This is a genomic window from Butyrivibrio fibrisolvens (assembly GCF_023206215.1).
In the GTDB taxonomy this organism is placed as follows: domain Bacteria; phylum Bacillota; class Clostridia; order Lachnospirales; family Lachnospiraceae; genus Butyrivibrio; species Butyrivibrio fibrisolvens_C.
In genome coordinates, this window is sequence record NZ_CP065800.1 from 261054 (window position 1) to 282463 (window position 21410).

Annotated in this window: 19 protein-coding genes; 1 reads left to right on the forward strand and 18 read right to left on the reverse strand. The window is 40.5% G+C overall.

Translation table 11 applies throughout. From position 1 onward, the window contains the following. Positions 1–14: 14 nt before the first annotated feature. The 9 genes from I7804_RS00985 to I7804_RS01025 all read right to left on the reverse strand — a co-directional run bounded on the left by I7804_RS00985 (position 15) and on the right by I7804_RS01025 (position 10036). Positions 15–662 carry an AAA family ATPase gene (locus I7804_RS00985; protein WP_027218883.1) on the reverse strand — a complete coding sequence of 216 codons (648 nt, stop codon included), beginning with the start codon at positions 660–662 and terminating at the stop codon, positions 15–17. 64 nt (positions 663–726) lie between these two features. Continuing rightward, entirely contained in the window at positions 727–1437 is a 711-nt protein-coding gene (locus I7804_RS00990) for an ABC transporter ATP-binding protein (protein WP_248404497.1), read from the reverse strand. A gap of 25 nt (positions 1438–1462) precedes the next feature. Beyond that, positions 1463–2227 (reverse strand): ABC transporter ATP-binding protein, encoded by a 765-nt coding sequence (locus tag I7804_RS00995; RefSeq protein WP_022753789.1) that lies wholly within the window; start codon positions 2225–2227, stop codon positions 1463–1465. After that, positions 2227–3288, reverse strand: a complete 1062-nt coding sequence (locus tag I7804_RS01000; protein WP_027203783.1) for a branched-chain amino acid ABC transporter permease — start codon at positions 3286–3288, stop codon at positions 2227–2229. Before I7804_RS01000 ends, I7804_RS00995 begins: the two co-directional genes overlap by 1 nt. Positions 3289–3377: 89 nt before the next feature. After that, positions 3378–4265: a branched-chain amino acid ABC transporter permease gene (locus I7804_RS01005; RefSeq protein ID WP_022753787.1), complete on the reverse strand. Its 888-nt coding sequence runs from the start codon at positions 4263–4265 to the stop codon at positions 3378–3380. A gap of 249 nt (positions 4266–4514) precedes the next feature. After that, positions 4515–5690, reverse strand: coding sequence for an ABC transporter substrate-binding protein (locus I7804_RS01010; RefSeq protein WP_248404499.1), 1176 nt, complete (start codon positions 5688–5690; stop codon positions 4515–4517). Between the two features lie 126 nt (positions 5691–5816). Further along, complete coding sequence (locus I7804_RS01015; protein WP_248404500.1) at positions 5817–7247, reverse strand: UDP-N-acetylmuramoyl-tripeptide--D-alanyl-D-alanine ligase; 1431 nt, start codon at positions 7245–7247, stop codon at positions 5817–5819. Positions 7248–7470: 223 nt separating this feature from the next. After that, a complete protein-coding gene (locus tag I7804_RS01020) occupies positions 7471–8571 on the reverse strand; it encodes a D-alanine--D-alanine ligase family protein (protein ID WP_248404501.1) in 1101 nt (366 codons plus the stop codon). A 16-nt stretch (positions 8572–8587) separates the two neighbouring features. Next, positions 8588–10036 (reverse strand): C69 family dipeptidase, encoded by a 1449-nt coding sequence (locus tag I7804_RS01025; RefSeq protein WP_092040656.1) that lies wholly within the window; start codon positions 10034–10036, stop codon positions 8588–8590. A 695-nt stretch (positions 10037–10731) separates the two neighbouring features. Between I7804_RS01025 and I7804_RS19040 the strand changes: the two genes are divergently transcribed. Continuing rightward, positions 10732–11664, forward strand: a complete 933-nt coding sequence (locus I7804_RS19040; protein ID WP_331477836.1) for a helix-turn-helix transcriptional regulator — start codon at positions 10732–10734, stop codon at positions 11662–11664. 198 nt (positions 11665–11862) lie between these two features. Here the strand turns inward: I7804_RS19040 and I7804_RS01040 are convergent, their stop codons facing one another. From I7804_RS01040 to I7804_RS01080, 9 genes are all read right to left on the reverse strand, one after another. After that, positions 11863–12477, reverse strand: coding sequence for a thymidine kinase (locus tag I7804_RS01040; protein ID WP_022756468.1), 615 nt, complete (start codon positions 12475–12477; stop codon positions 11863–11865). Between the two features lie 260 nt (positions 12478–12737). Then, positions 12738–13766 (reverse strand): SH3 domain-containing protein, encoded by a 1029-nt coding sequence (locus I7804_RS01045; RefSeq protein ID WP_248404502.1) that lies wholly within the window; start codon positions 13764–13766, stop codon positions 12738–12740. A gap of 124 nt (positions 13767–13890) precedes the next feature. Continuing rightward, positions 13891–15150 carry a GDSL-type esterase/lipase family protein gene (locus I7804_RS01050; protein ID WP_248404503.1) on the reverse strand — a complete coding sequence of 420 codons (1260 nt, stop codon included), beginning with the start codon at positions 15148–15150 and terminating at the stop codon, positions 13891–13893. A 133-nt stretch (positions 15151–15283) separates the two neighbouring features. Then, positions 15284–16654 carry an MBOAT family O-acyltransferase gene (locus tag I7804_RS01055; protein ID WP_248404504.1) on the reverse strand — a complete coding sequence of 457 codons (1371 nt, stop codon included), beginning with the start codon at positions 16652–16654 and terminating at the stop codon, positions 15284–15286. A 12-nt stretch (positions 16655–16666) separates the two neighbouring features. Further along, on the reverse strand, positions 16667–17446 hold the full coding sequence (locus tag I7804_RS01060) for a phosphatase (protein WP_248404505.1): 780 nt from the start codon (positions 17444–17446) through the stop codon (positions 16667–16669). 136 nt (positions 17447–17582) lie between these two features. After that, complete coding sequence (locus tag I7804_RS01065; RefSeq protein ID WP_248404507.1) at positions 17583–18710, reverse strand: NAD-dependent epimerase/dehydratase family protein; 1128 nt, start codon at positions 18708–18710, stop codon at positions 17583–17585. A 15-nt stretch (positions 18711–18725) separates the two neighbouring features. Beyond that, on the reverse strand, positions 18726–19439 hold the full coding sequence (locus tag I7804_RS01070) for an IspD/TarI family cytidylyltransferase (RefSeq protein ID WP_022753775.1): 714 nt from the start codon (positions 19437–19439) through the stop codon (positions 18726–18728). A gap of 44 nt (positions 19440–19483) precedes the next feature. Beyond that, positions 19484–20062, reverse strand: a complete 579-nt coding sequence (locus I7804_RS01075) for a VanZ family protein (protein ID WP_022753774.1) — start codon at positions 20060–20062, stop codon at positions 19484–19486. A 422-nt stretch (positions 20063–20484) separates the two neighbouring features. Continuing rightward, positions 20485–21369 carry a nucleoside hydrolase gene (locus tag I7804_RS01080; RefSeq protein ID WP_248404508.1) on the reverse strand — a complete coding sequence of 295 codons (885 nt, stop codon included), beginning with the start codon at positions 21367–21369 and terminating at the stop codon, positions 20485–20487. Positions 21370–21410 lie beyond the last annotated feature (41 nt).

A 21410-nucleotide genomic window follows, 5' to 3' on the forward strand; every position in this document is an offset into this window, starting at 1 on the left:
TTTATATGTCCTTTTTATTGTTCAAATACATCCTCTCCAAATCTAACCTTCATATACTCTTTGATAGCTTCTACGCACTTCTCAAATCCAAGCCTTCCTGAATTTAGACACAGATCATAGTTATAAGCATCTTCCCATCTCTCACCGGTATAGTATTTGTAATAATCAGCTCTGTACTTATCAGTATTTTTGATAAACTTCTCAAGTTCCTTGCCTCGCATAGGCTGTTTAAGAGCTGCCTGCTCCATTAGGAAATCCGAAGGAGCATGCACGAAGACGCTCACTACGTTATCATAATCTCTAAGTACATAATTGGCACATCTTCCAACTATAACGCAAGGCTTTGTCTCAGCCAGCTTTTTGATAACGTCTGCCTGATAATTAAACAGGTTCTGCATGGAAGTAAAATCATTATCTCCGGGAGATATAAGTTCTCCTTTATAGACATTTTTTTTCATCCTGCGAAGAAGAGGAGCCCTTCCCTGACGTATACTTTCATCTGCTTCTACAAAAAGAGCTTCGCTTATACCGCTTTCATCTGCCGCCAGCTTCACAAGCTCCTTGTCATAATAATGTATGCCAAGTTCATTTGCCAGCATCTCTCCGACTGTACGTCCGCCGCTGCCATATTGCCTTTCGATCGTAACTACGACTTTTTTCATTTAAAGCCTCCAATCATGTGTTATAAGGTAGATGTCAAAAGATTCTTTTGACCCTTACATCATGTCATTCACCAAGATATGCCTTACGTACACGTTCATCATTGAGAAGGTCTGATGCCTTTCCTTCCATCTTGATCTCTCCCGTCTCCAGAACGTAGGCTCTGTCAGCTATTGAAAGAGCCTTCTTGGCATTCTGTTCTACAAGTAGTACTGTTACGCCGTCTTCATGTACACTTCTTATGATATCGAATATCTCATTTACAAGAAGAGGTGACAGCCCCATGGAAGGTTCATCCATAAGTATGATATCAGGATGAGACATAAGTGCTCTTCCCATTGCCAGCATCTGCTGCTCTCCTCCTGACAGGGTTCCGGCAAACTGCCCTTTCCTTTCACGAAGTCTTGGAAAGCGTTCATATACTTTTTCGATAGTGTCTTCTACCTCAGCTTTATTCTTCCTTGTATAAGCTCCAAGTGCCAGGTTCTGAGCAACTGTCATATCTGCAAAGACTCTCCTGCCCTCCGGAACCTGAGCCATACCCATCTTAACTATCTTATGTCCGGGAATAGTGGTTATATCATTGCCTTTATAATAAACACCACCGCTTCCTGCCTTTATAAGACCTGCTATAGTATGAAGCGTAGTGGTCTTACCTGCGCCGTTAGCTCCTATCAAAGCAACGATCTCACCCTTATCTACATGGAAACTTATCCCTTTAAGGGCCTGTATCACTCCATAGTATACATTTAAATCCTTAACTTCTAAAAGTGCCATATTCATCTTACCTGCCCTTTTATTATTATTCTCCGATATACGCCTTGATAACTTCCGGATCGCTTAATACCTCTTTGGTACTTCCTTGTCTTAATACACGTCCGAAATTAAGAACTGTAAGCCTTTCGCAGATACCTCCGACAAGCTTCATATCATGCTCTATCAAAAGTATAGTCATTTCGAACTTGTCTCTTATTAGCTGTATAGTCTCCATAAGCTCAGCTGTTTCATTTGGATTCATACCTGCAGCAGGCTCGTCCAGTAGAAGGAGTTTGGGCTTTGTTGCCATCGCTCTTGCTATCTCAAGCTTTCTCTGCTTACCATAAGGAAGATTGGATGCAAGAACATCTTTTTCCTCATCAAGACCGAAGACTGCAAGAAGAGACAGCGCTCTTTGTTCTATCTCCTTCTCTATCCTCCTGTACTTGGGAGTATGAAGGATGCCGTCCAAAGTAGAATATGAAAGCTCCTTATCATTCTGAAGACCTACTTTGACATTGTCTATCACAGACATCTTCTTAAAAAGGCGGATATTCTGAAATGTTCTTGCTATTCCTACCTGATTGATATCTATAGTCGTATGACCTGTTATATCCGTGCCATCCAGCTTTATAAGACCTTCTGTAGGCTTATATACACCTGTCAGAAGATTGAATACCGTAGTCTTGCCTGCGCCGTTAGGACCTATGAGACCATAAAGTTCTCCCTTTTCTATAGAAAAAGTAAGGTCGTCAACTGCTCTAAGACCGCCAAATGAAATTGAAAGATTATTTACATCAAGAAGCGCCATTATTTACTGCTCCTTCCTGTTTTTCTCATACCGGAAAACTTTGATAACACCTTGGCACGCCAGTCTCTTGCAGATGGTGCCCAGTTAAAAAGCATCATCGCTATAAGAACGATGGAGTATATAAGCATTCTGTATGTATTAAGTCCTCTGAGCATCTCAGGAAGCATATACAGGATCGCTGCTGCGATGACACTTCCCTTGATATTGCCTATTCCGCCCAGAACCACATATACAAGTATAAGGATTGAGATATTATAACCAAAGTTGCCACTGGTAGCCTGAAGTGATGATATGTTATGACCAAAAAGAACACCTGCTGCTCCTGCTATTGCGGCTGATATTGTAAAAGCAAGGATCTTGAACCTTGTAATATTAATACCTACAGATTCTGCTGCGATACGGTTATCTCTTATAGCCATGATCGCACGTCCATCACGGGACTTTACAAGATTCTGAACTATGAACAGGGATATCAGAAGAACAACTATAGCAATTGTAAAGTTCGCATCACGAGGTGTACCTGTTATACCCATAGGTCCTGAAATGATAGTCCGCCCGCCGGCTTCCATATTCATATCACTTGCACTTGTAAGAGACATATGAAGACCATTTGCATCAACGCCTACATACATAGCATTGATAATAGTCTTTATGATCTCGCCGAATGCAAGAGTTACGATGGCAAGATAGTCTCCGTTAAGACGAAGAACAGGTATACCAATTAAAAAACCAAATAAAGCAGAAACTAAAATTCCTACTACAAAAGCAAGGAAGAAGCGGATCCCTCCTGGGATAGTATCTGCAAAGGTATTTGAAAAAATAGCACTTGAAAAAGCTCCAACACACATAAAACCCGCATGTCCTATAGAGAGCTCGCCAAGTATACCAACACAAAGATTAAGACCAACAGCTGCGATAGCATAGTATACCATAGGAACCAAAAGTCCCTGCATATGGCTTGAAAGAGATCCTGTTAATATAAGAATCTCAAAAATAATATATGCTGCTATTACTATAAGATATGTAGTAAGATCTCCATTTAGCTTTAAAATTTTCTTCATAAATCTTTCCTTCCCTAAGTTTTAGCCCCCGGACATTGTGGCTTCGCCACAATGCCCTGCGATAGAAAAAATATATTTTTTCTATCGCCTTACACCTTCTCCTGAATCTGCTTGCCAAGAAGACCTGTAGGCTTAACCAGAAGTACTATGATAAGTACTGCAAATACAATAGCATCAGAAAGCTGTGATGACACATAGCTTCTTCCAAGGATCTCGATAACTCCAAGCACGATACCACCTATCATAGCTCCGGGAATAGAACCGATACCACCAAGAACTGCCGCTACAAATGCCTTGATACCCGGCATAGCACCTGTATAAGGATTAAGAGTCGGATATGCTGAGCAAAGGAGCGCTCCTGCAATTGCCGCAAGGAAAGAACCTATAGCAAAAGTAAGAGAAATAGTTCTATTAACATTAATACCCATAAGAGTTGCAGCACCTCTGTCCTGAGAAGCAGCAAGCATTGCCTGTCCGTCTTTGGTCTTATGTATAAAAAGTTGTAATAAAACAAGGACAATGATACTGACACATATAGTAACTATAGTAACGCCCGGAATCTTAAGAGATGCGATAGTAATACCTTCCCATTTAATGATCGATGAAAAGGACTTAGGATCTGATCCAAATATAAGAAGAGCGAGATTTTCAAGAAGATAGCTGACACCGATAGCGGTTATCAGAACAGCAAGAGGCGAACCGGCCTCCCTTAAAGGTCTGTACGCAATACGCTCTGTAAGAACACCGACAGCTGTACATATAACTGTAGCAGCTATCACGCCTATCACCATACCAAGACCTGAGCCACTGAAAGCTCCAACGATTGTAAAGATAGCATAGCATCCAACCATAATGAAATCGCCATGCGCGAAATTGAGCATCTTGGCAATTCCATATACCATAGTATAGCCAAGAGCTATGATAGCATAAACACTTCCAAGGCTTATGCCACTGATAAGATAAGTCAGGAAATTCATAACTATAACCCCTTTTTTATTTAGGATGCACTTCTACTGTACATGCCCAGAAGTGCATGGATGCACTTCTATGTACTATTAATTTTACCTTAATAAAACGCTTCTTTCTAGAGATATGCATCAAATAAAGCTTAAAAAACATCAAGTTTTCAACTTGATTTAGTATTTTAAAAAAGGCATCCGGTACGGACTTCTATGCCCGAACCGGACTGCCTGCAATATTATCTGTATATATACGGATACAATTAATTATTCTGCAAGTACATACTCACCGTTTTTGATAACAACAGCCTTAGGCTCCTTGGTAGGCTCGCCCTCTGCTGACCATGTCATACCTGAAGATGTAAGACCATCAACTGTTACCTGTGTCATTGCAGTCTTCATAGCATCACAGATATCAGATACGCTCATAGAAGGTGTAACACCGGCCTTCTCAGCTGCTGCCTTGATAGCATATACAGCGTCATAAGCATCCGCTGCAAACTGGTTCGGAACGATATTATGTGCTTCCTGGAATTTCTTAACAAAGCTCTGTGTCAGATCATCAGTAGCATCTGCTGAGAAAGGAGTAAGAAGCATAAGTCCTTCTGCAAGAGATGTATCAAAGTTCTCAACTCCAAGGATACCATCCATACCATCGCATCCAAAGAATGTAGCAGTTACGCCCATAGTGGATGCCTGCTGGAGGATAAGTGCTGCCTCTGAATAATAGATAGGAAGGAAGATAAGCTCTGCCTTGCCATCGATTGCTTTCTGAATCTGAACTGAGAAGTCAGTCTTGGAATCTGATGTGAAAGCTTCCTGAGATACGATCTCAAGACCCTGGTTAGCAGCTTCTGCTACGAAAGTCTCTGTGATACCTGATGAGTAAACATCAGAGCTGTCATAGATGATCGCGATCTTAGTAGCAAGTTTGTTGGTTCCAATATACTGAGCGGAAGCTGTTCCCTGTGCCGGATCTGAGAAACATACACGGAATGCATTGTCATATTTAACACAGTCAACTGCTGATCCTGAAGGAGTTATCTGGAAAAGGTTGTCATTGTGAGACTCATCAGCAACTGCAATACAGCATCCACTTGTTGTAGAACCTACTATAAACTGAGCGCCCCAGTCTTTTAATGTATTGTAAGCATTAACTGACTTCTGGTTATCAAGCTCGTCATCTTCGGCCTTGTATTCAATCTTATATCCATTGATACCACCTTCGGCATTGATCTCATCTACTGCGATCTGTGCGCCCCAGGCAACTGCATTACCATAAGCTGCTGCGCCGCCTGTAAGAGGTCCTATAGCACCAATCTTAAATACATCCGAAGATCCGCCTTCTGAGCCGGAGCCAGAGCCTGAATTTGATCCGCAGCCTGACAGAAGTGAAAGTGCCATAACTGCGCACATAGATATGCCTAACAGTTTCTTTTTCATAATAAATCCTCCTTAATTTTAGTATATGGGAACGAAACAAGACTTGTATCCTTGTATACAATATACTCAAAATCTTATTTTTTATTATGTCACACTTTTACACTTTGTCAAGTCAAAGCGTTAAATTTATGCATTATCTTTACAAAACTGGGCTAATTTCTCAAGTGCCATGGCATGAGATGCCTTGAAATAAAGAACTGCTCCATCAGTAAGAAGGTTATTTAACTGATCCTTGGCGCTCTCGGCATCATCATAGCTTGTAATATCCGTAAGACCGCCGCGCCTTGCTTCATCAGCTATATACCTTGCTCTCTTACCTATAGTTATGAGAGTATCTATAGACAACTCAGCAGCTTTTTTGCCAACACTTCTGTGAAGATCTTCTTCGAGATCACCAAGTTCCAGCATATCTCCAAGAACAGCTATGCGCTTCGTTGCATCTGTATTGGCAAGTGTATGAAGACCTGCTTTCATAGACTGAGGATTTGCATTATAGGTATCATTATAGATTATGATACCGTTTCCGAGTTTCCAGGTCTCCATTCTCATGGCTGTGGGCTTATAGTGCTTTATTCCGGCGAATATCTCTTCATAAGACATATCCAGCTTCTTAGCAATAGCTGTCGCAGTAAGAACAGGATATATCATATGTCTTCCTCTTGCAGGAACCTTGATAGTATCTCTTTCATCAATTCCTGAACGGGTTCTTCTGACTATCATAGTGAATTCAAGACCGTCCTGAATGGTATCATCAATACTCAGAGCACCAAAGTCTGCATCTTCATCTTCACCGACCCATTTGAACTTATAATCAGACATCATCTGCTCATCATCTTTGAGTTTAACAAGATACTCGTCGTCAGCATTCATGACAGCAAGACCGCCAAGAGACAGTCCTTCAAATATCTCACACTTAGCCTTGAAGATGTTCTCTCTTGATCCAAGATTACCGATATGAGCATCACCTATATTGGTTATGACAGCCATAGTAGGATGCGCCATGTGAGTAAGATATCTGATCTCACCTTCATGATTCATCCCCATCTCAACTACTGCCACTTCAGTATCTCTATCTATTCTAAAAAGAGTTCTGGGAACACCTATATTATTATTATAGTTACCTTCAGTAGCTACTACTTTGTACTTCTCTGAAAGTACGGATGCTATCATATCCTTCATTGTTGTCTTACCAACACTGCCTGTAACTGCAATTACAGGAATCTGGAACTGCATGCGATAGTAGCTTGCAAGATCTCCTACTGCAAGAAGAGTATCAGGAACAAGTACATAGAACTTGCCAGGGATCATCTCTTCAGGCTCTTTGGATACTATAGCTCCGACTGCTCCCGCATTAAGAGCCGGATTTACAAACTTGTGACCGTCCATTTTTTCGCCAACTATAGCTATAAACAGATCACCTGCCTGCGCCTTTCTGTTATCGGATATGACGCGTCTTACAATTGTATCCTCCGGAATATCGGGAGTTAAAAGTTTACCATTTGTAGATTCAATAATTTCTTTAAGAGTAATATTCTCCATGCTTATCCTTAACCTCATGTCGCGAGCAAAGCGAGTGACTAATGGTTCAAATTGGTGGAGCTCGCGACACCAATTTGGGTTTGAAAGTGAAACACTTTCAAACTTATACTCATCTTTCACTAACAATACAAATACTATCTATATCATTTATTATATACGAAATATTGGTAATTGTGATTATTATTAATCGTTATATAAACAAAGAAGGCGCCAAAAGATTCTTTTGACACCTACTATGTTTTTATTTTGTACTTTGTATATCACTATCTGTTGTATATCTGCGGCGCCACTTATCAAGCGCATCCTCAACTATAAGCTGACACAGATCATCATATTCGATACCTACAACACCTGCTTCCTGAGGCACAAGGCTTGTAGGAGTCATGCCGGGAAGTGTATTTACTTCAAGGAAGTATATATTGTCATTAGCATCTACTATAAAATCCGAACGGGAATAGGTCCTAAGTTCAAGAGTCTCATGAACTTTAAGAGCCATCTCACCCATCTTCTTTGCAAGATCATCTGAAAGTCTGCCGGGACATATATGATCAGCTCCGTCAGCATTGTACTTATTCTTGTAGTCGTATCCGCCTTCTACAGGAACGATCTCTACGCTTGGAAGTGCTTTTCCTTTAAGTACTGCATTGGTAAATTCTCTTCCCTCGATGAACTGCTCTATAAGAACATCACTGCCATATTCAAGAACATTTCTAAGTGCGCTCTCAAACTCATTCTTATCTTTGATGATATATACACCAACTGACGATCCGCCGGTAGGAGTCTTAACTACGCATGGAACATCGTTCTCTTCCATCATACGCGGGATGTCTGCTTCTGTTACACCTGTGTAGGAATTCCACTTAGGAGTATTAACTCCCTGAGGCGCAACCATCTGTTTAGTCATGATCTTGTCCATACCGATAGCTGCTCCAAGGTGTCCTGATCCTGTATAAGGTATTCCCAGAAGATCGAAAGTTGCCTGAAGACGTCCGTCTTCACCATTAAGTCCGTGAAGAGCTACAAATACAACATCTGCCTTAGTACATATTTCAAGAACTCCTCTTCCAAAAAGTGAAGGACTCTTGAACTTACGCTCAGATCTTACCCTCTCAAGATCAGGTGTAAGACCGTCAAAAGACACCTCCTTAAGCTCAGGAAGATTATCAAAGAGCTGTCCGGGATCTGCAATAACATCCTCTCCCATCTCTTCAAGACCCATATACATATCTACAAGAACTGCTCTGTGACCTTTTCTTCTGAGTGCTCCACACACCTTGGTTCCTGAGATAAAAGAAATCTCACGTTCTGTGGAAAGACCTCCACATAATACAACTATATTCATAATAAACCTCTTTTACTTATGCATCAGATCTGGCATAAGAATTCTTCATAACATTGCTGGCTTCTTTGAGAACCTGGTTCAGAACCTTGCGAGTCTCTTCCTGAACCATCTTAGCAGTTTCATTATTGGCTTTCTCGCTTATCTTAACAGCTGCTCCGGCTTTGGCATTTTTAAGCTCTTCATCATAACGGTTAATGATCTCATGACACTTTCCATGAACCTTGAGCTGATAACGCTCTATAAGATTAAGACTTGTCTTATATGAAGCATTGGCAAGAGCACCTATAAGTCTGCTGTTCCAGTAGAAAGAATCAGTGGATACGTCCGCATCACAGGTTCCAAGGAACTTGGGCACTTCATTTATATTAACGTACATAGGAACCATTACGTTAAATACATTGGATCCGAATGCAACCCACTGGATTGCAGGAGCATCAGGTCTTATCTGAAGAAGTGACATAAAGTCTGTACGGTTAACTCCTATAGAACGGAATGCTCCTCTCATAGAAGGATCCCCGTAACTTGCATATGGATCATACGGTGTTCCCTGGAAGTGGCTTGACAGAAGATACTTAACATCCTCTTCTGTGATCTTCTTCTCAGGAATAAGTGACCATGGTATATCATTAGAATCAGGTCTATAGTCTGCTGTAGGTCCGTCCCAATAATAGGTATGAGGATTTAAGTATCTCTCCATATACCATGCTCTTGGTGTGTTATATACATGATCTGCATCTTCATGTGAACCAAAAGCATATCTTGCATTAAAGCCTTCAGAAATCGACAGATCAAGATGACCTTTTTCTATAAATTCTCTCATATCAGATGAGCACATATGTTCTTTCTGAGCGCCGAGAGCATCATCAAGGTCAAACATATCTATACCCATCTGGTTGGGCATTACAACATAAGCTTCATCCGGAACTCTTCTTGCGATCCAGTGATGTCCGCCTATTGTCTCAAGCCACCACACTTCATCCTTATCTGCAAATCCGATACCGTTCATCTCATAGGTACCATATTTTTCAAGAAGTGATCCAAGACGCACTACACCTTCTCTTGCACTCTTTATATAAGGCAGTGTCAGAACCACAAGATCCTCTTCACCGATTCCGCCTTTTTTAAGTGACGCATCAAGACAAGGATCAAGTCCCTGAACTCTCTCGTTAGAAGTTATAGTCTCTGTAGCTGTCATAGCTACTCCTGCGGCATTGATACCACTTGCTGCCCATATTCCTTCTCCTTCTACAGCATTGGGTACGCAGGTATACTGCATAGGATCATCAGGAAGATCTATCTTGGCATTTGAAATAACTGATTTATATTTTCTAGGCTGCTCCTTAGGCTTTACTACAGTGAATTTCTTGGGAGTGTATCCACCGGCACCGGAATCATCGTTTCTAGCCATCATAGTCGAGCCATCGTAAGAAGCTTTCTTACCTACAAGTATTGTAGTACAAGGCATGATTGTTCCTCCTTTGTAGTTCGTTTAGGGCCTGAATCAATAGAATCACCGGACCATCTTGCATACTCCTTATGACTATATTGATTCAAGTCCTAAATATCCAAAAATAAAACTAAACCCTACATATAATAACTGTATTCCTATAAAAACTCAACCCGGGCCCTACTGCCACATGTAGGTTATATCTATGACTGGTTTCTTTTTGCAATTATCAAAGCATCTTTTGCCACAAGGCATTCATCCATTATCTTATTTTGTAATTTACTGATCCGATATCTCATTTTATGATTTACTAATCTGATACATTTAGTGATTTACTGATCTAATATATTGTTCGGTTACATTATAGTAGTATCCCATGCTAAAAGGTGTATACGTTATATCGTTTACCGCTAGTAAACAAAAGAATATAATAATTATTAATTGGATAGATATTGTTACTAATCCAATATTTATTTTCGATTTTCGAAGATACATCATAAAAAGCGTGAATAATACTGTATTATCAAAAGCATAGAATTAGTAAAAAAGTATCTTAATAGTCATTGTTTTTATATTATTTTAAATATTTTTTTGGTAAACCCTAATATTTTTAATATTTTTGGCGAAATATGATTTGGAACCGTTTTTTCGTTAACTTTGTGTCCTGATTTTTCAGGGCGCCTTAAAGATTTTTTGAAAAAAGGAGAAAAATCATGGCAAAAGCAAGTCCTGCAGCAAAAGCTGCAAAGAAACCTGTAACGGCCAAAAAGGCAGTAGCTGCCAAGAAGCCGGCTGCAAAAAAGACTGCAGCAGTAAAAGCTGAAGCTAAGAAGACCGAAGCTAAGAAGCCCGCTGCAAAAAAAGCTGAAGCTAAGAAAACTGCTACTAAGAAGACAGCTGCAAAGGCTACACCTGCTAAGAAGGTTGTAGCAAAGAAAGCCGCTACAAAGACAGTAGCTAAAAAGCCCGCAACCAAGAAGACCGTAGCTAAGAAGACTGCTATCAAGAAGGCTGCTACCAAGAAGACTGTAGCTAAGAAGGTTGCAGCTGCTAAGAAAGCTCCTGCAAAGAAGGTTACAACAGCTAAGAAGGCTGTAGCTAAAAAGCCTGTAGCTAAGAAAGTAACTTCTATCAAGAAGGCTGCTAAGAAGACTGTAACCAAGAAGGTTGCAGCTGCTAAGAAAGCTCCTGCAAAGAAGATCGCAGCAGCTAAGAAAGCTACCGCTAAGAAGGTTACAACTGTTAAAAAGCCTGCTACCAAGAAGGCTGTCGACAAGAAGGTTCTTGTAGCTGATCCTTTGAAGTCCGTATCCGTAGCTGACAGAAAGATGGCTAAAGAGCAGTACGGCAAGAGAGTTAAAGAGCTGCGTCAGTCCTGTGGTCTTACACAGAGTGACCTTGCTAAGGCTCTTGGCGTAACTCCAGGCTATATCAGCAATGTTGAGAACAATCGTACAGCGATGTCTCTCCATATCCTGATCTATTTCGCTCAGCTTACAGGCCAGACACTTGATTCACTTGTTGGTGAACTTGAGCCCGCTTACAAGCAGTCCGCAATTGATAAGAAGATCAACACGATCGTATCAAAACTTAGCAACAAGGACAAAGAAAAGCTCGTTAAGATGCTCAGCGTATGGTCCAAATAATATCAAAGACTAAGATTCATCCGTGATATACCTTATCTGCGATGAATTTTGATCAAGGATTTTATATCCGACAAAAAAGGTACCCTCAGTACAGACTCTGCGCTGGGGGTACTTTTGTGTTTCGTTTGCTTTAAATGCTTTCCACTTTGAATATGAATATCTCTAGTGTAAATCTCATTTTATAATAATTTTTTATTTTTATTTTTTATAATCAATGTCGCGTTCTCTGGCGCCTGTAACTTCGCCGCTTCTAAAGTGACGTCTGCAGACTGATACATAGGCTTCATCTCCGCCCAGCATGACCTGCTCTCCTTCTCTTACGATCCTGCCACCTACTACTCTTGCATTAAAGTGCGCTCTTCTTCCGCACCAGCATACAGTAGGAACCTCTTCGATCTTATCAGCTATCTCCATAAGACGCTTAGATCCCGGGAAGAGATTGCTCATAAAATCTGTTCTAAGGCCATAGCACATAACGGGAAGATCATAAGAATCAACCAAAAGAGCGAACTTGTCCACCTGCTCTTTGGTAAGGAACTGGGCTTCATCTATGATGACACAGTCAAGATTCTTCCAGTCGTCTTTTTCTCCTTTTATCCATTTATCAGCTTCTTCTAAAAACTCTTCCACAAAATCACACTCTTTTGAAAGACCCATTCTGGATTTTATGATTCTTTCGCCATCACGAGTATCGGTTTTAGGTTTTAACAAGATTGCATTCTGTCCTTTTTCAAGATAATTGTGATGAACCATGAGAGCATTAGCTGTTTTGGAGCTGCCCATAGCGCCGTACCTGAAATAAAGCTTAGCCATAACTATATCCCCCGTTTTTATTTACCGCCTTGCGGTATTATTATAGGCTCAAACTTACCACCAGTGTACTGGCTTGTTATTATTTGATCAAAAATGAACAAGCCAGTACCCCAGGCTGTGCAACAAGTCTGAGTTGCCATAAAAAAAGTGCCAGCAGTAACATGTGGCACTTTTACTCTTATATTTTATTATACACAATGGGACATAGAAATACATCCTTGTATTTCTATACATGTCCTTAATACGTCCATCAAATAATCTTAATCGATCACTGAAATATAATAATTATAAAGGCTTGTATATGTAGCATTGTTATAGTGCAGGCCGTCAGAAGATGAGAAGCCGTTTTGCATAAGATAATTATAGCTGTCTATCCATTTGATCCTGGAATCAAGTCCCGACTTAAGTGCACTGTTAAATGTCTCTATCTGCTCATTGGTAACTGTTGTATCGCCAACAGGTGTTACCGCTGAGTAATACACTTCCATTCCTTTACTTTCCCAAAGGTCTATATAGGAATTGATAAGCTCTATATATTTAGAAGCATTGCCAAGATCGTTGACACCAAGATTGATGATAACTTTGGTACCTTCATGTGCATAATCGTCAATAGAATCTATATTGTCCTTGAGCCAATAATAGCCCTTGCCGACTTCGCACAGCCAGGTATAATCACCATTCTTAACTGCATATTCCATACCTACGGTTCTGGAATCGCCTACAAATATGATATCAGATGAAGATTCCACAGGAGCTGTGTCTATAACAAGCGGCTCCGGCTCTGTATCCTGCATATATGCATCAATAACATATACAGTCTGACCGTCATAATCAAGTGCATACCAGCCGTTATCAGTCTGACCTGTTGCAACAACCTGTGTGCCGTAAGCTAGAGTTGTGACTACATCATAGGATGTATCAGGGCCAAGTCTTACGTTAACATTATTGTTGGCATAAAGCGGTATCGCATCATCATACCATGTCACAGTATAAGTCTCTTCCTCTTCTTCCTGGTCTACACGTCCTGACAGAAGAAGTGTATCTTCAAGCTCGCCGTTATCAGCACTATCTTCAGAAAGCACATCAGCTGATGAGTCTTCGATAGATGCCTTATAAGAAGCCAGATCAAGAGTAGCAGCTTCTGCATATCTTACATTGGCAGATTCCTTATAAGATACATAAGATCCATAAGAAATCAGTGATAATGTCAAAGCCGAAAGTATTGTAACCGGTATAACGATAACCTTTTTATTTAATTTGGAACATTTTTTAAATTTCGTTGCTTTCATAACGTCGTATTATAATAGTTATTACATTTTTTGTCAAATCTTTATAATCGATCGTTCATATTTGCATTGTTTATTATTATAATAAAGGCCTGTCAGAGGCGCTTCTATTCTGAATCTATATACTTTACTGCGCAGCTACAGCAGCATGGGTCTTGAGATATTCATACCACATAGTATAGGCAGCCGCTTTGAGATGGACTCCGTCAAAAGATATATCAGCCTGAAGATTGCCATACTCATCATCAAATGCTTCATTGATATCAAGATAGAAGATCCGTCTGTTATCAGCCAAAGTCTTTAGAGCTTCACTTCGAGTATTGATAACTCCATTGATAGAGTCATTCGGTGCCTTGGTGTTATCATACTCTGCCGTAACATGCATGATAGCCTGAAGATAGATAATAGCATCAGGACATGCTGCCTGTATCTTGCCGATAACTTCTATATAATTATTGAGCCATCCATCTGTTGATCCATATCCTATCTCATTGATACCTACCATGATATAGACTTTCTTAAAGTCCTTGCCTGCAAGAGCCTGATCAAGCGTAAGTTTGCTCCCACCGGACTTTACAAAGGCTTTGTTATTGGCTTCATAGATAGAAAGTGAAACCTTACCATAGAAGGTTGCCTGTGCATCCAGCTCCTCGCAGTACTCAGAAAGTCCCACAGTCCTTGAATCCCCTATAAAAAGGGCATCTGCAAAGTAGTCAGCATCGACAGTCCCTGTAGTAGTCATATATGGAAACTTCTCTACAGGCGCTTCTTCACTACTATCCATAGTTCCGGATGCATCTTTCGTAGAAGCATCAGCCTTACCTGTAGCAGAACTTAAATCACCCTCAGAAGAATCATCTTGGCTCTGGCCTTCAGTGCCTGCATCAGAAGCTTTATTAGAAGCTGCATTTGAAGCTGTATTAGAAGCTGCTTCAGAAGATCCCCCAGCTACTGTATTATTTGCAGCATTTTCTTTGGAAGAACCCTTATCTGCACTATTCTTTTTATCATCTTCAGATGAACTGCCGCTGCCAGGTACCAGCTTGTTGTTACCGCCGCTACCACCATTTGCATTATCATTTGACAATCCGGCAGAATCCGAGCCGCCGTCCTTGATACTACCTCTTGTAACATCAAGATAATACTCAGCATCGTGAGTCTGAGTCATCTCTATAAAATCATCTGTCACATAAAATGGTGTGGCACCATCAGCTATCCCTCTCATGGCAAGAGATAACAAAGGGGTCTTATAGTCATAATTATAGTATGAGTATATACCGTCTTTTTGATATGCTGAAATAAACGTCACGATAAGCGACGATGTAACTACTGCTGTTAAGAGTGGAGCATGTATTAAGTTATACCATTTTTTGTTTTCTTCGCTCATGTTTGACCTCATGATCATCATTAGCCCATGTTATGTAAATTCATAGACAAGTAATTGGATTAAATGTAAATAAGCAAGTAACACTAGTATGCTGGCTCATTCATATTTGATTAAATTTGAACGAGTCAGTACACTAGAATCTCAGATACATAAGCGGATTACCTGCTGTATTTGCAATACTAAAGATACAAAGCCAGAACAGTGCAAAAAGGACAACAATAGAAAGCGGATGCTTTCTTTTCTTTTCACAAAAATCAAATACACATGGTATAAGAAGGACAAGTCCCGGCAATATATACGGCCAATATAAGCCCAGATACTTGATATAATCAGAGGAATTGACATATGCACTATTTCCAAAAAACGGGAATAGCCTTGTCATATATACCTTGAGCCTGTCCATATCACTTATTGCAAAAATAACCCACGAAACAGGGATCAGTATGATTACATTCAACCTTGATACTACGTTAAATAGTTTATCACTTAATGATATTATATACTTTTCTGAAAGAATTATTACGAATAACAACATCCCCCAGATAATAAAGTTGGGAGTAACCCCATGCCAGATACCTGTCACAAGCCATACCACAAACAGGTTGACGATGCTGCGAATATCGCCCTTACGGCTTCCTCCCAGGGGTATATAGATATAGTCCCTAAACCAGGTTCCAAGGCTCATGTGCCATCTTCTGTAAAAATCCCTGACGCCTTTTGCAGCATACGGGTGATCAAAGTTCTTAATAAACGGAAATCCCAAAGCTACGCCAAGACCTGCTGCCATGAGTGAATATCCCCAGAAATCAAAGTACAGGTCAAGTGAATAGGAAAAAGCTCCTATCCAGGAAAGAGGGGCCGAGATACTCTCATATCCTATCGTATTAAGATCTCTCCAAAGTATAGCCAGATGGTCAGCTATAAGTATCTTCATAGACATTCCTGCTATGAAGTATTTAAGACCATCTTCTATATTGCTTAGATATATGCCTACCCTCTCTTTTCTTGATGATATGTCCTTGTCTATGAGAATCGCACTACTGTACATGTCATCGGCACGCATGATAGGCCCTTGCAATATCTGTGGGAAAAAATAAAAGTAGGAGGCAGTTGTCTTAAAATCAAGGCGCTCTTTAAGCTTGCCCGTATACAGATCTGCCTGATAAGATATCATCTTAAAGACATAGAAGCTTATACCAATAGGAAGATAATCCATGGAGATAAATAGTCCCAGCATCTTGAATAACATTAATAGACCGGCATCCAATAAAACAGCCAGTGCAAGGAACTTCTTATCACCAAGACTAGTCTTAGCTGCGATCAGATAATTGATCACAGTAGCGCCCAAAAGCACAAGGCACCATTTTGGTTCTCCAAGGGTATAAAAAATAAAGCTTCCGAAAAATAGTACCCACATGCGCATAGCAGCAGGTACTATATAATATATAAGAATAAAACACGGAACGAATCTAAAAATAAATAAAAGGTCCGTAAGTGACGACATTTATGTATCCTCTTATGAAGGAAGATATGACATAAATGACTTCTCGTCCCTGTTAGCTACAAGCTCCATCGGGAAATCTACACTTTCAAGGAGCTTAACTACATTATCAAATCTTCCAACATCATATGAAACATGTGCATCTGTTGAAACGCAGATAGGAGCGCCCAGCTGCGCGCAGCGCACAAGTATTTGTTTGCATCTATCGTAAATCATATCATCCCAGCCAAAGCTGTGTTCATTGATCTCAATGAGCTTGTGCATATCACGAGCAGCTTTGACAACACTGTCTATATCAAAGTCAAGACCAGATCTTCCGATATGACCAAGAATAATAACCTTGGAATTGGAAAGAGCCTTGATATACATATCTGTGATCCGGCTCTTTGAAACATTATCTGTAAAATCCTTATTATGAACAGATGCGATGATATAATCAAGTCTTCTGGCAACCCGTCCGTATAAAGAATCTGCTTCACTTATATTCTTGTCGATAACTCCTTTTTCAGCATTTATATCGTGTCCAAAAAGATTACCTTCAAGATCCACTATGTCAGCTTCGCATCCGCGAAGAAGCCTGACACCATACCACTGTCTTGGAAGACAGTTCAGATTATAAAAATACTGATAATGCTTGCTTTCCATATAATCAGGAAAAAGCATAGCACTAAAATGATCTGTAACTCCTAAAAGCTCAAGATTCTGAGCACATGCTGCTCTTACATTCTCTTCAATGGTCGAATACGCATGTCTTGAATACAGAGTATGCGTATGTAAATCTGTACGTAATTCCAAAACTAAAACCTCTAACTAAAATACTAAAACAAAAACACTTAAATAAAACTTAATACCTAAACTTCTCTATCTGCGTCCCGGTGCAGATAAGAGCAGTTAAAGACTTACTACATTAACAAATGTATTAACCCCTGCGTTAATCACCGGCCTGTTTTATGATACGGATCGTGTGATCGGCGCCTTGTCTTGCATCAAATAGTCCTCTCCAGCCAAGAGACAACAATTTATCAGAGTCAAGACTTGAATCAGGCATTGGATTATCAGAAACCTTACCCGCATTAAGACTTGAACCGTACATTGTATTGTCCAAAGCCAAAGCCTCGCTACTATCCTGTGAGATATCATTATCTGCTATAGATAATCTGACACCACCTGCACTTGCAATATGGCTCATCATACTCCTAAGAGTAAGCACAGACTCGGGATTTGAGATATTATAAGCATCTGCGCTATTACCGCGAAGTAGTATCGTCAGAATCGCAGACGCACAATCAAGCATATAACAGTATGACCTTCGTTGCAAGCCTTGGCTTTTCATCTTGAGTTCACGGCCATGTGCAGCATCTATTGCAAACTGCGCTGCGATATGATCATCTCCGGGTCTTGCAGTAGGCCCATATACATGCCCGGGTCTTGCTATTACAGTTTTTATTTTCCTATCAAAAGCATAGCATGCGCAAAGTGTCTCACAGCTTCTTTTACCGCAGGAATATGAAGATCTTGGATTTAATATATCAATGTAACCGTAGTCATCCTCTTTAAATGGTCCGCCTTTTTCGCTTATGCCATACACTTCTGATGATGATATATATAAGGTTGAGATAGTCTTATTAGCATCTGCATATTCCAAAAGCTCTCTAAGAAGGCCCATATTATAATACAAAGAATCAATTGGATGAGTGCCAATATCCGACGGAGCTGACGGTCCTATCCCATCTATGATATAAGAAATATTATCAGGAAGCTTATCTATAAGACTCCCCTTCTTACTACTGTCAAACTCAACAGCTGTACAGTATTCAGACTCTGCATATTTGGAAAACCGCTCTAGCAGCGCCTTATCATCACGCCCTGCAAGATAGATATGAATACCTGCATTTTCTTTTTCATTATATCTAAAAAGAAGATCAGCTATAGCAGAGCATACCATACCTCTTGCACCTACGATAAGGACAGATGTTCCCTTCATATCCTTAAGCACATCTGTATGCTCTATGATAAGATCAAGATCTGACATATATAGATCGCTTTTATATAGATTCATAAATATTCCCTGCTATCACTGCTTGAGCCATTCACTACGTTTTGCTGACAAAAGAGCCTTGAATATATCTATATCTTCAAGTGTTGTCAGCTTTACATTTTTTTCAGAACCTATGGAAAAATGAACCTGCTGCCCCATTTCTATCATAAGGGTACATGATGCTATAGAACCGGTAATGCCCTTGTCAAGAGCTCTTCTATGAAGATCGCATATATCTCCAAGCCTAAAGCCCTGAGGAGTCTGTGTTCTCTTAAGTCCATCCCTTGGATATGAACCTGTAGATACCTTCTCATCGTCAGTTGTGAGCATAGCTTCTGCACAGGGGATAACAGCTATAGCATTGCCATACATGCTTGTAACTCTGATGCAGTCTGATATTATCTCAGCTGATACAAGAGGCCTTATGGCATCATGGATCAGGATTATGTCATCCTTAGCATGGCTCTTCTCCAGAGCATAGACGCCATTTCTTATAGATGCCTGTCCGCAGTCGCCGCCTGGGATCACGCTTTTAAGCTTAGTGATACCAAACTGCCTTGCATAGGCCATAAGAACCTGTTCCCAGCCTTCTATACAGACAACTGCTATCTCATCTATCTCAGGATGATGCTCGAAAGCTTCAAGTGTATATACTATTACCGGTCTGTCGTTTATAGAAAGGAACTGCTTAGGGATATCCTGATGCATCCTCTCGCCGCTTCCACCGGCTATGATAAGTGCTATATTCATAATAAACCTCGTATACTTAATGGGCTATCCGCCATACAAAAAGATCACCTTGGAAATGGAACTCTTCTGTCCATACTTTTAAATGCAGGTGTAGCTGTAACGCACATGGCTATAAGTACTCCTACAAAAGCGCCCAATGTATTGCACAAGAAATCATCCATCTCAAATACACCGATATTCAGCCCCAGCTGAGTGTATTCTATAGTAAGTGAAAAAGCTGCCATGATAAGTGTGACCATCATGATCCTTCTAAAAGGTCTTACGTTTCTTATTATAATACCTAGGAGAAAAGCCGGGAACATGAGCATCAGGCAGTTCTCAAGAGCAAGCCAGGCAAGATTGGGATTGCCTGTATTCTTAAGTACAGTATACCAATTGAATGGCATAAGGGAAACTGATCTTCCTATCGCTCTGGAACCTCGCATGAGGACTGTAAGAGAATATACTCCGAACATGAATCCGAAAAATAGTGCAAGCAGTACTCTGTCATGCATCTTCCGTCCGGGGATCAGGAGTATCACAGCAAGAAAAAATACTACCATAATACATATGGCAATATATCCCGAACTTGTCATATAAGAATAACTAAAGTGATTCCTAAGATCGCTTAAAATATAATCCATGATAACTCCTACTGTTTATGTGTCGCGGAATCTTCCCACCCTAGCGGTGCAGTATTAAAAAAGGCTTTGGCGAGTCTGGCAGAATATAAATCATTTCCGCGCTGTTAATTGATTTATAAATTCATGGCATGATATCTGGAGCTTTTTATTCTGGGGTCTGAAACTCGCTTCGCTCAGACATGCAGACCCCGGGCAGAATAAAAAACTCCATCTATCACGCTCATGAATTTTATAAATCAATTAAAAAGCGCGGAAATGATTTATATTCTGCCAGCCCCGTCAAAGCCTTTTTTAATACTGCACCACTAGGGTGGGAAGTTTGGTTTAATTATAATTCATTTTGATTCGTGTTTGCCCCAGATCGAATGTGAGATTACGGTTCTTCCATAAACGCAATGTAGCAGGTGGGAGATCGATAAGGATTAGTTGTCTCCGTATGAAATCTCAAGTTTGGATATAAAATCTTCCAGTACATATCGTGAATCGATGTCGGTATATATGCGAATCTGAGGGTTATCTTCTTTGATAACAGATGAAGTGTCATCGGCTACGTATGGGGCCCTGGCGTAGTGATAGTGACCGCATCCTTGGTTGATCGCAATAGCTATCGCTGGGGAGTCTCCCAGTGACCAGCTTTCGCCCTGGGTCCAGCAGGCGTAGGGGGAGATGTTATAATCTGTCATATTTTTAAACAAATGCTCTCCTATCTTGCCGCAGGGTCTGATCCTACGCTGTATCTCTGCAAGTCCTATATTAACTGTAATATATACATGTGATGGTACAAGCCATAGGTCTATGCCGCTGCTAAGTACGAGGTTAGCAGCTGGGATGTCATTGACTGAGTTGAATTCTGTAAACGGCGCTTTGCAAGGAGCTTCACCGTGTGTTCCTATCCATATCACGGTGATCTTATCTTTGATCCTTGGTTCTACACTTATAGCCTTGGCTACATTGGTTATAGCTCCCTGACAGAGTATGAAAAGTTTATGGTCATCCTCTTTTAAGGCTTCATCTATTATAAATCTTACTGCATCTGATACGCTCTCATCCTCAGATAATGGTCCGTCCTGACCTTTAAATATCGGAACGTTAAGGTCCATAGCTTCAAGAATTGTCTCAATCTCCTTATAGCTGCGCTCCATAGACCCTGCTTCCTTAAAGTGCTCTGCTATGATCCCCTTGACCATGAGCTTAGGGCTTATAAGCGCATGCGCTATAGCAAAAGGATCATCTGCTTCGCAAGCAGCATCTGTATCCACGATAACTCTCAGCTTCTTATAATCCGGAACCTCATACATAAAACCCATCTTGATCTCCCCCATATTCTAGTCTTTTTTGCTCAAGCTTC

Bases quoted from the DNA above. Each gene is read 5' to 3' on its own strand.
- I7804_RS00985 (WP_027218883.1), bottom strand. From the start codon at position 662: ATGAAAAAAGTCGTAGTTACGATCGAAAGGCAATATGGCAGCGGCGGA.
- I7804_RS00990 (WP_248404497.1), bottom strand. From the start codon at position 1,437: ATGGCACTTTTAGAAGTTAAGGATTTAAATGTATACTATGGAGTGATA.
- I7804_RS00995 (WP_022753789.1), bottom strand. From the start codon at position 2,227: ATGGCGCTTCTTGATGTAAATAATCTTTCAATTTCATTTGGCGGTCTT.
- I7804_RS01000 (WP_027203783.1), bottom strand. From the start codon at position 3,288: ATGAAGAAAATTTTAAAGCTAAATGGAGATCTTACTACATATCTTATA.
- I7804_RS01005 (WP_022753787.1), bottom strand. From the start codon at position 4,265: ATGAATTTCCTGACTTATCTTATCAGTGGCATAAGCCTTGGAAGTGTT.
- I7804_RS01010 (WP_248404499.1), bottom strand. From the start codon at position 5,690: ATGAAAAAGAAACTGTTAGGCATATCTATGTGCGCAGTTATGGCACTT.
- I7804_RS01015 (WP_248404500.1), bottom strand. From the start codon at position 7,247: ATGAGGTTAAGGATAAGCATGGAGAATATTACTCTTAAAGAAATTATT.
- I7804_RS01020 (WP_248404501.1), bottom strand. From the start codon at position 8,571: ATGAATATAGTTGTATTATGTGGAGGTCTTTCCACAGAACGTGAGATT.
- I7804_RS01025 (WP_092040656.1), bottom strand. From the start codon at position 10,036: ATGCCTTGTACTACAATACTTGTAGGTAAGAAAGCTTCTTACGATGGC.
- I7804_RS19040 (WP_331477836.1), top strand. From the start codon at position 10,732: ATGGCAAAAGCAAGTCCTGCAGCAAAAGCTGCAAAGAAACCTGTAACG.
- I7804_RS01040 (WP_022756468.1), bottom strand. From the start codon at position 12,477: ATGGCTAAGCTTTATTTCAGGTACGGCGCTATGGGCAGCTCCAAAACA.
- I7804_RS01045 (WP_248404502.1), bottom strand. From the start codon at position 13,766: ATGAAAGCAACGAAATTTAAAAAATGTTCCAAATTAAATAAAAAGGTT.
- I7804_RS01050 (WP_248404503.1), bottom strand. From the start codon at position 15,150: ATGAGCGAAGAAAACAAAAAATGGTATAACTTAATACATGCTCCACTC.
- I7804_RS01055 (WP_248404504.1), bottom strand. From the start codon at position 16,654: ATGTCGTCACTTACGGACCTTTTATTTATTTTTAGATTCGTTCCGTGT.
- I7804_RS01065 (WP_248404507.1), bottom strand. From the start codon at position 18,710: ATGAATCTATATAAAAGCGATCTATATATGTCAGATCTTGATCTTATC.
- I7804_RS01070 (WP_022753775.1), bottom strand. From the start codon at position 19,439: ATGAATATAGCACTTATCATAGCCGGTGGAAGCGGCGAGAGGATGCAT.
- I7804_RS01075 (WP_022753774.1), bottom strand. From the start codon at position 20,062: ATGGATTATATTTTAAGCGATCTTAGGAATCACTTTAGTTATTCTTAT.
- I7804_RS01080 (WP_248404508.1), bottom strand. From the start codon at position 21,369: ATGGGTTTTATGTATGAGGTTCCGGATTATAAGAAGCTGAGAGTTATC.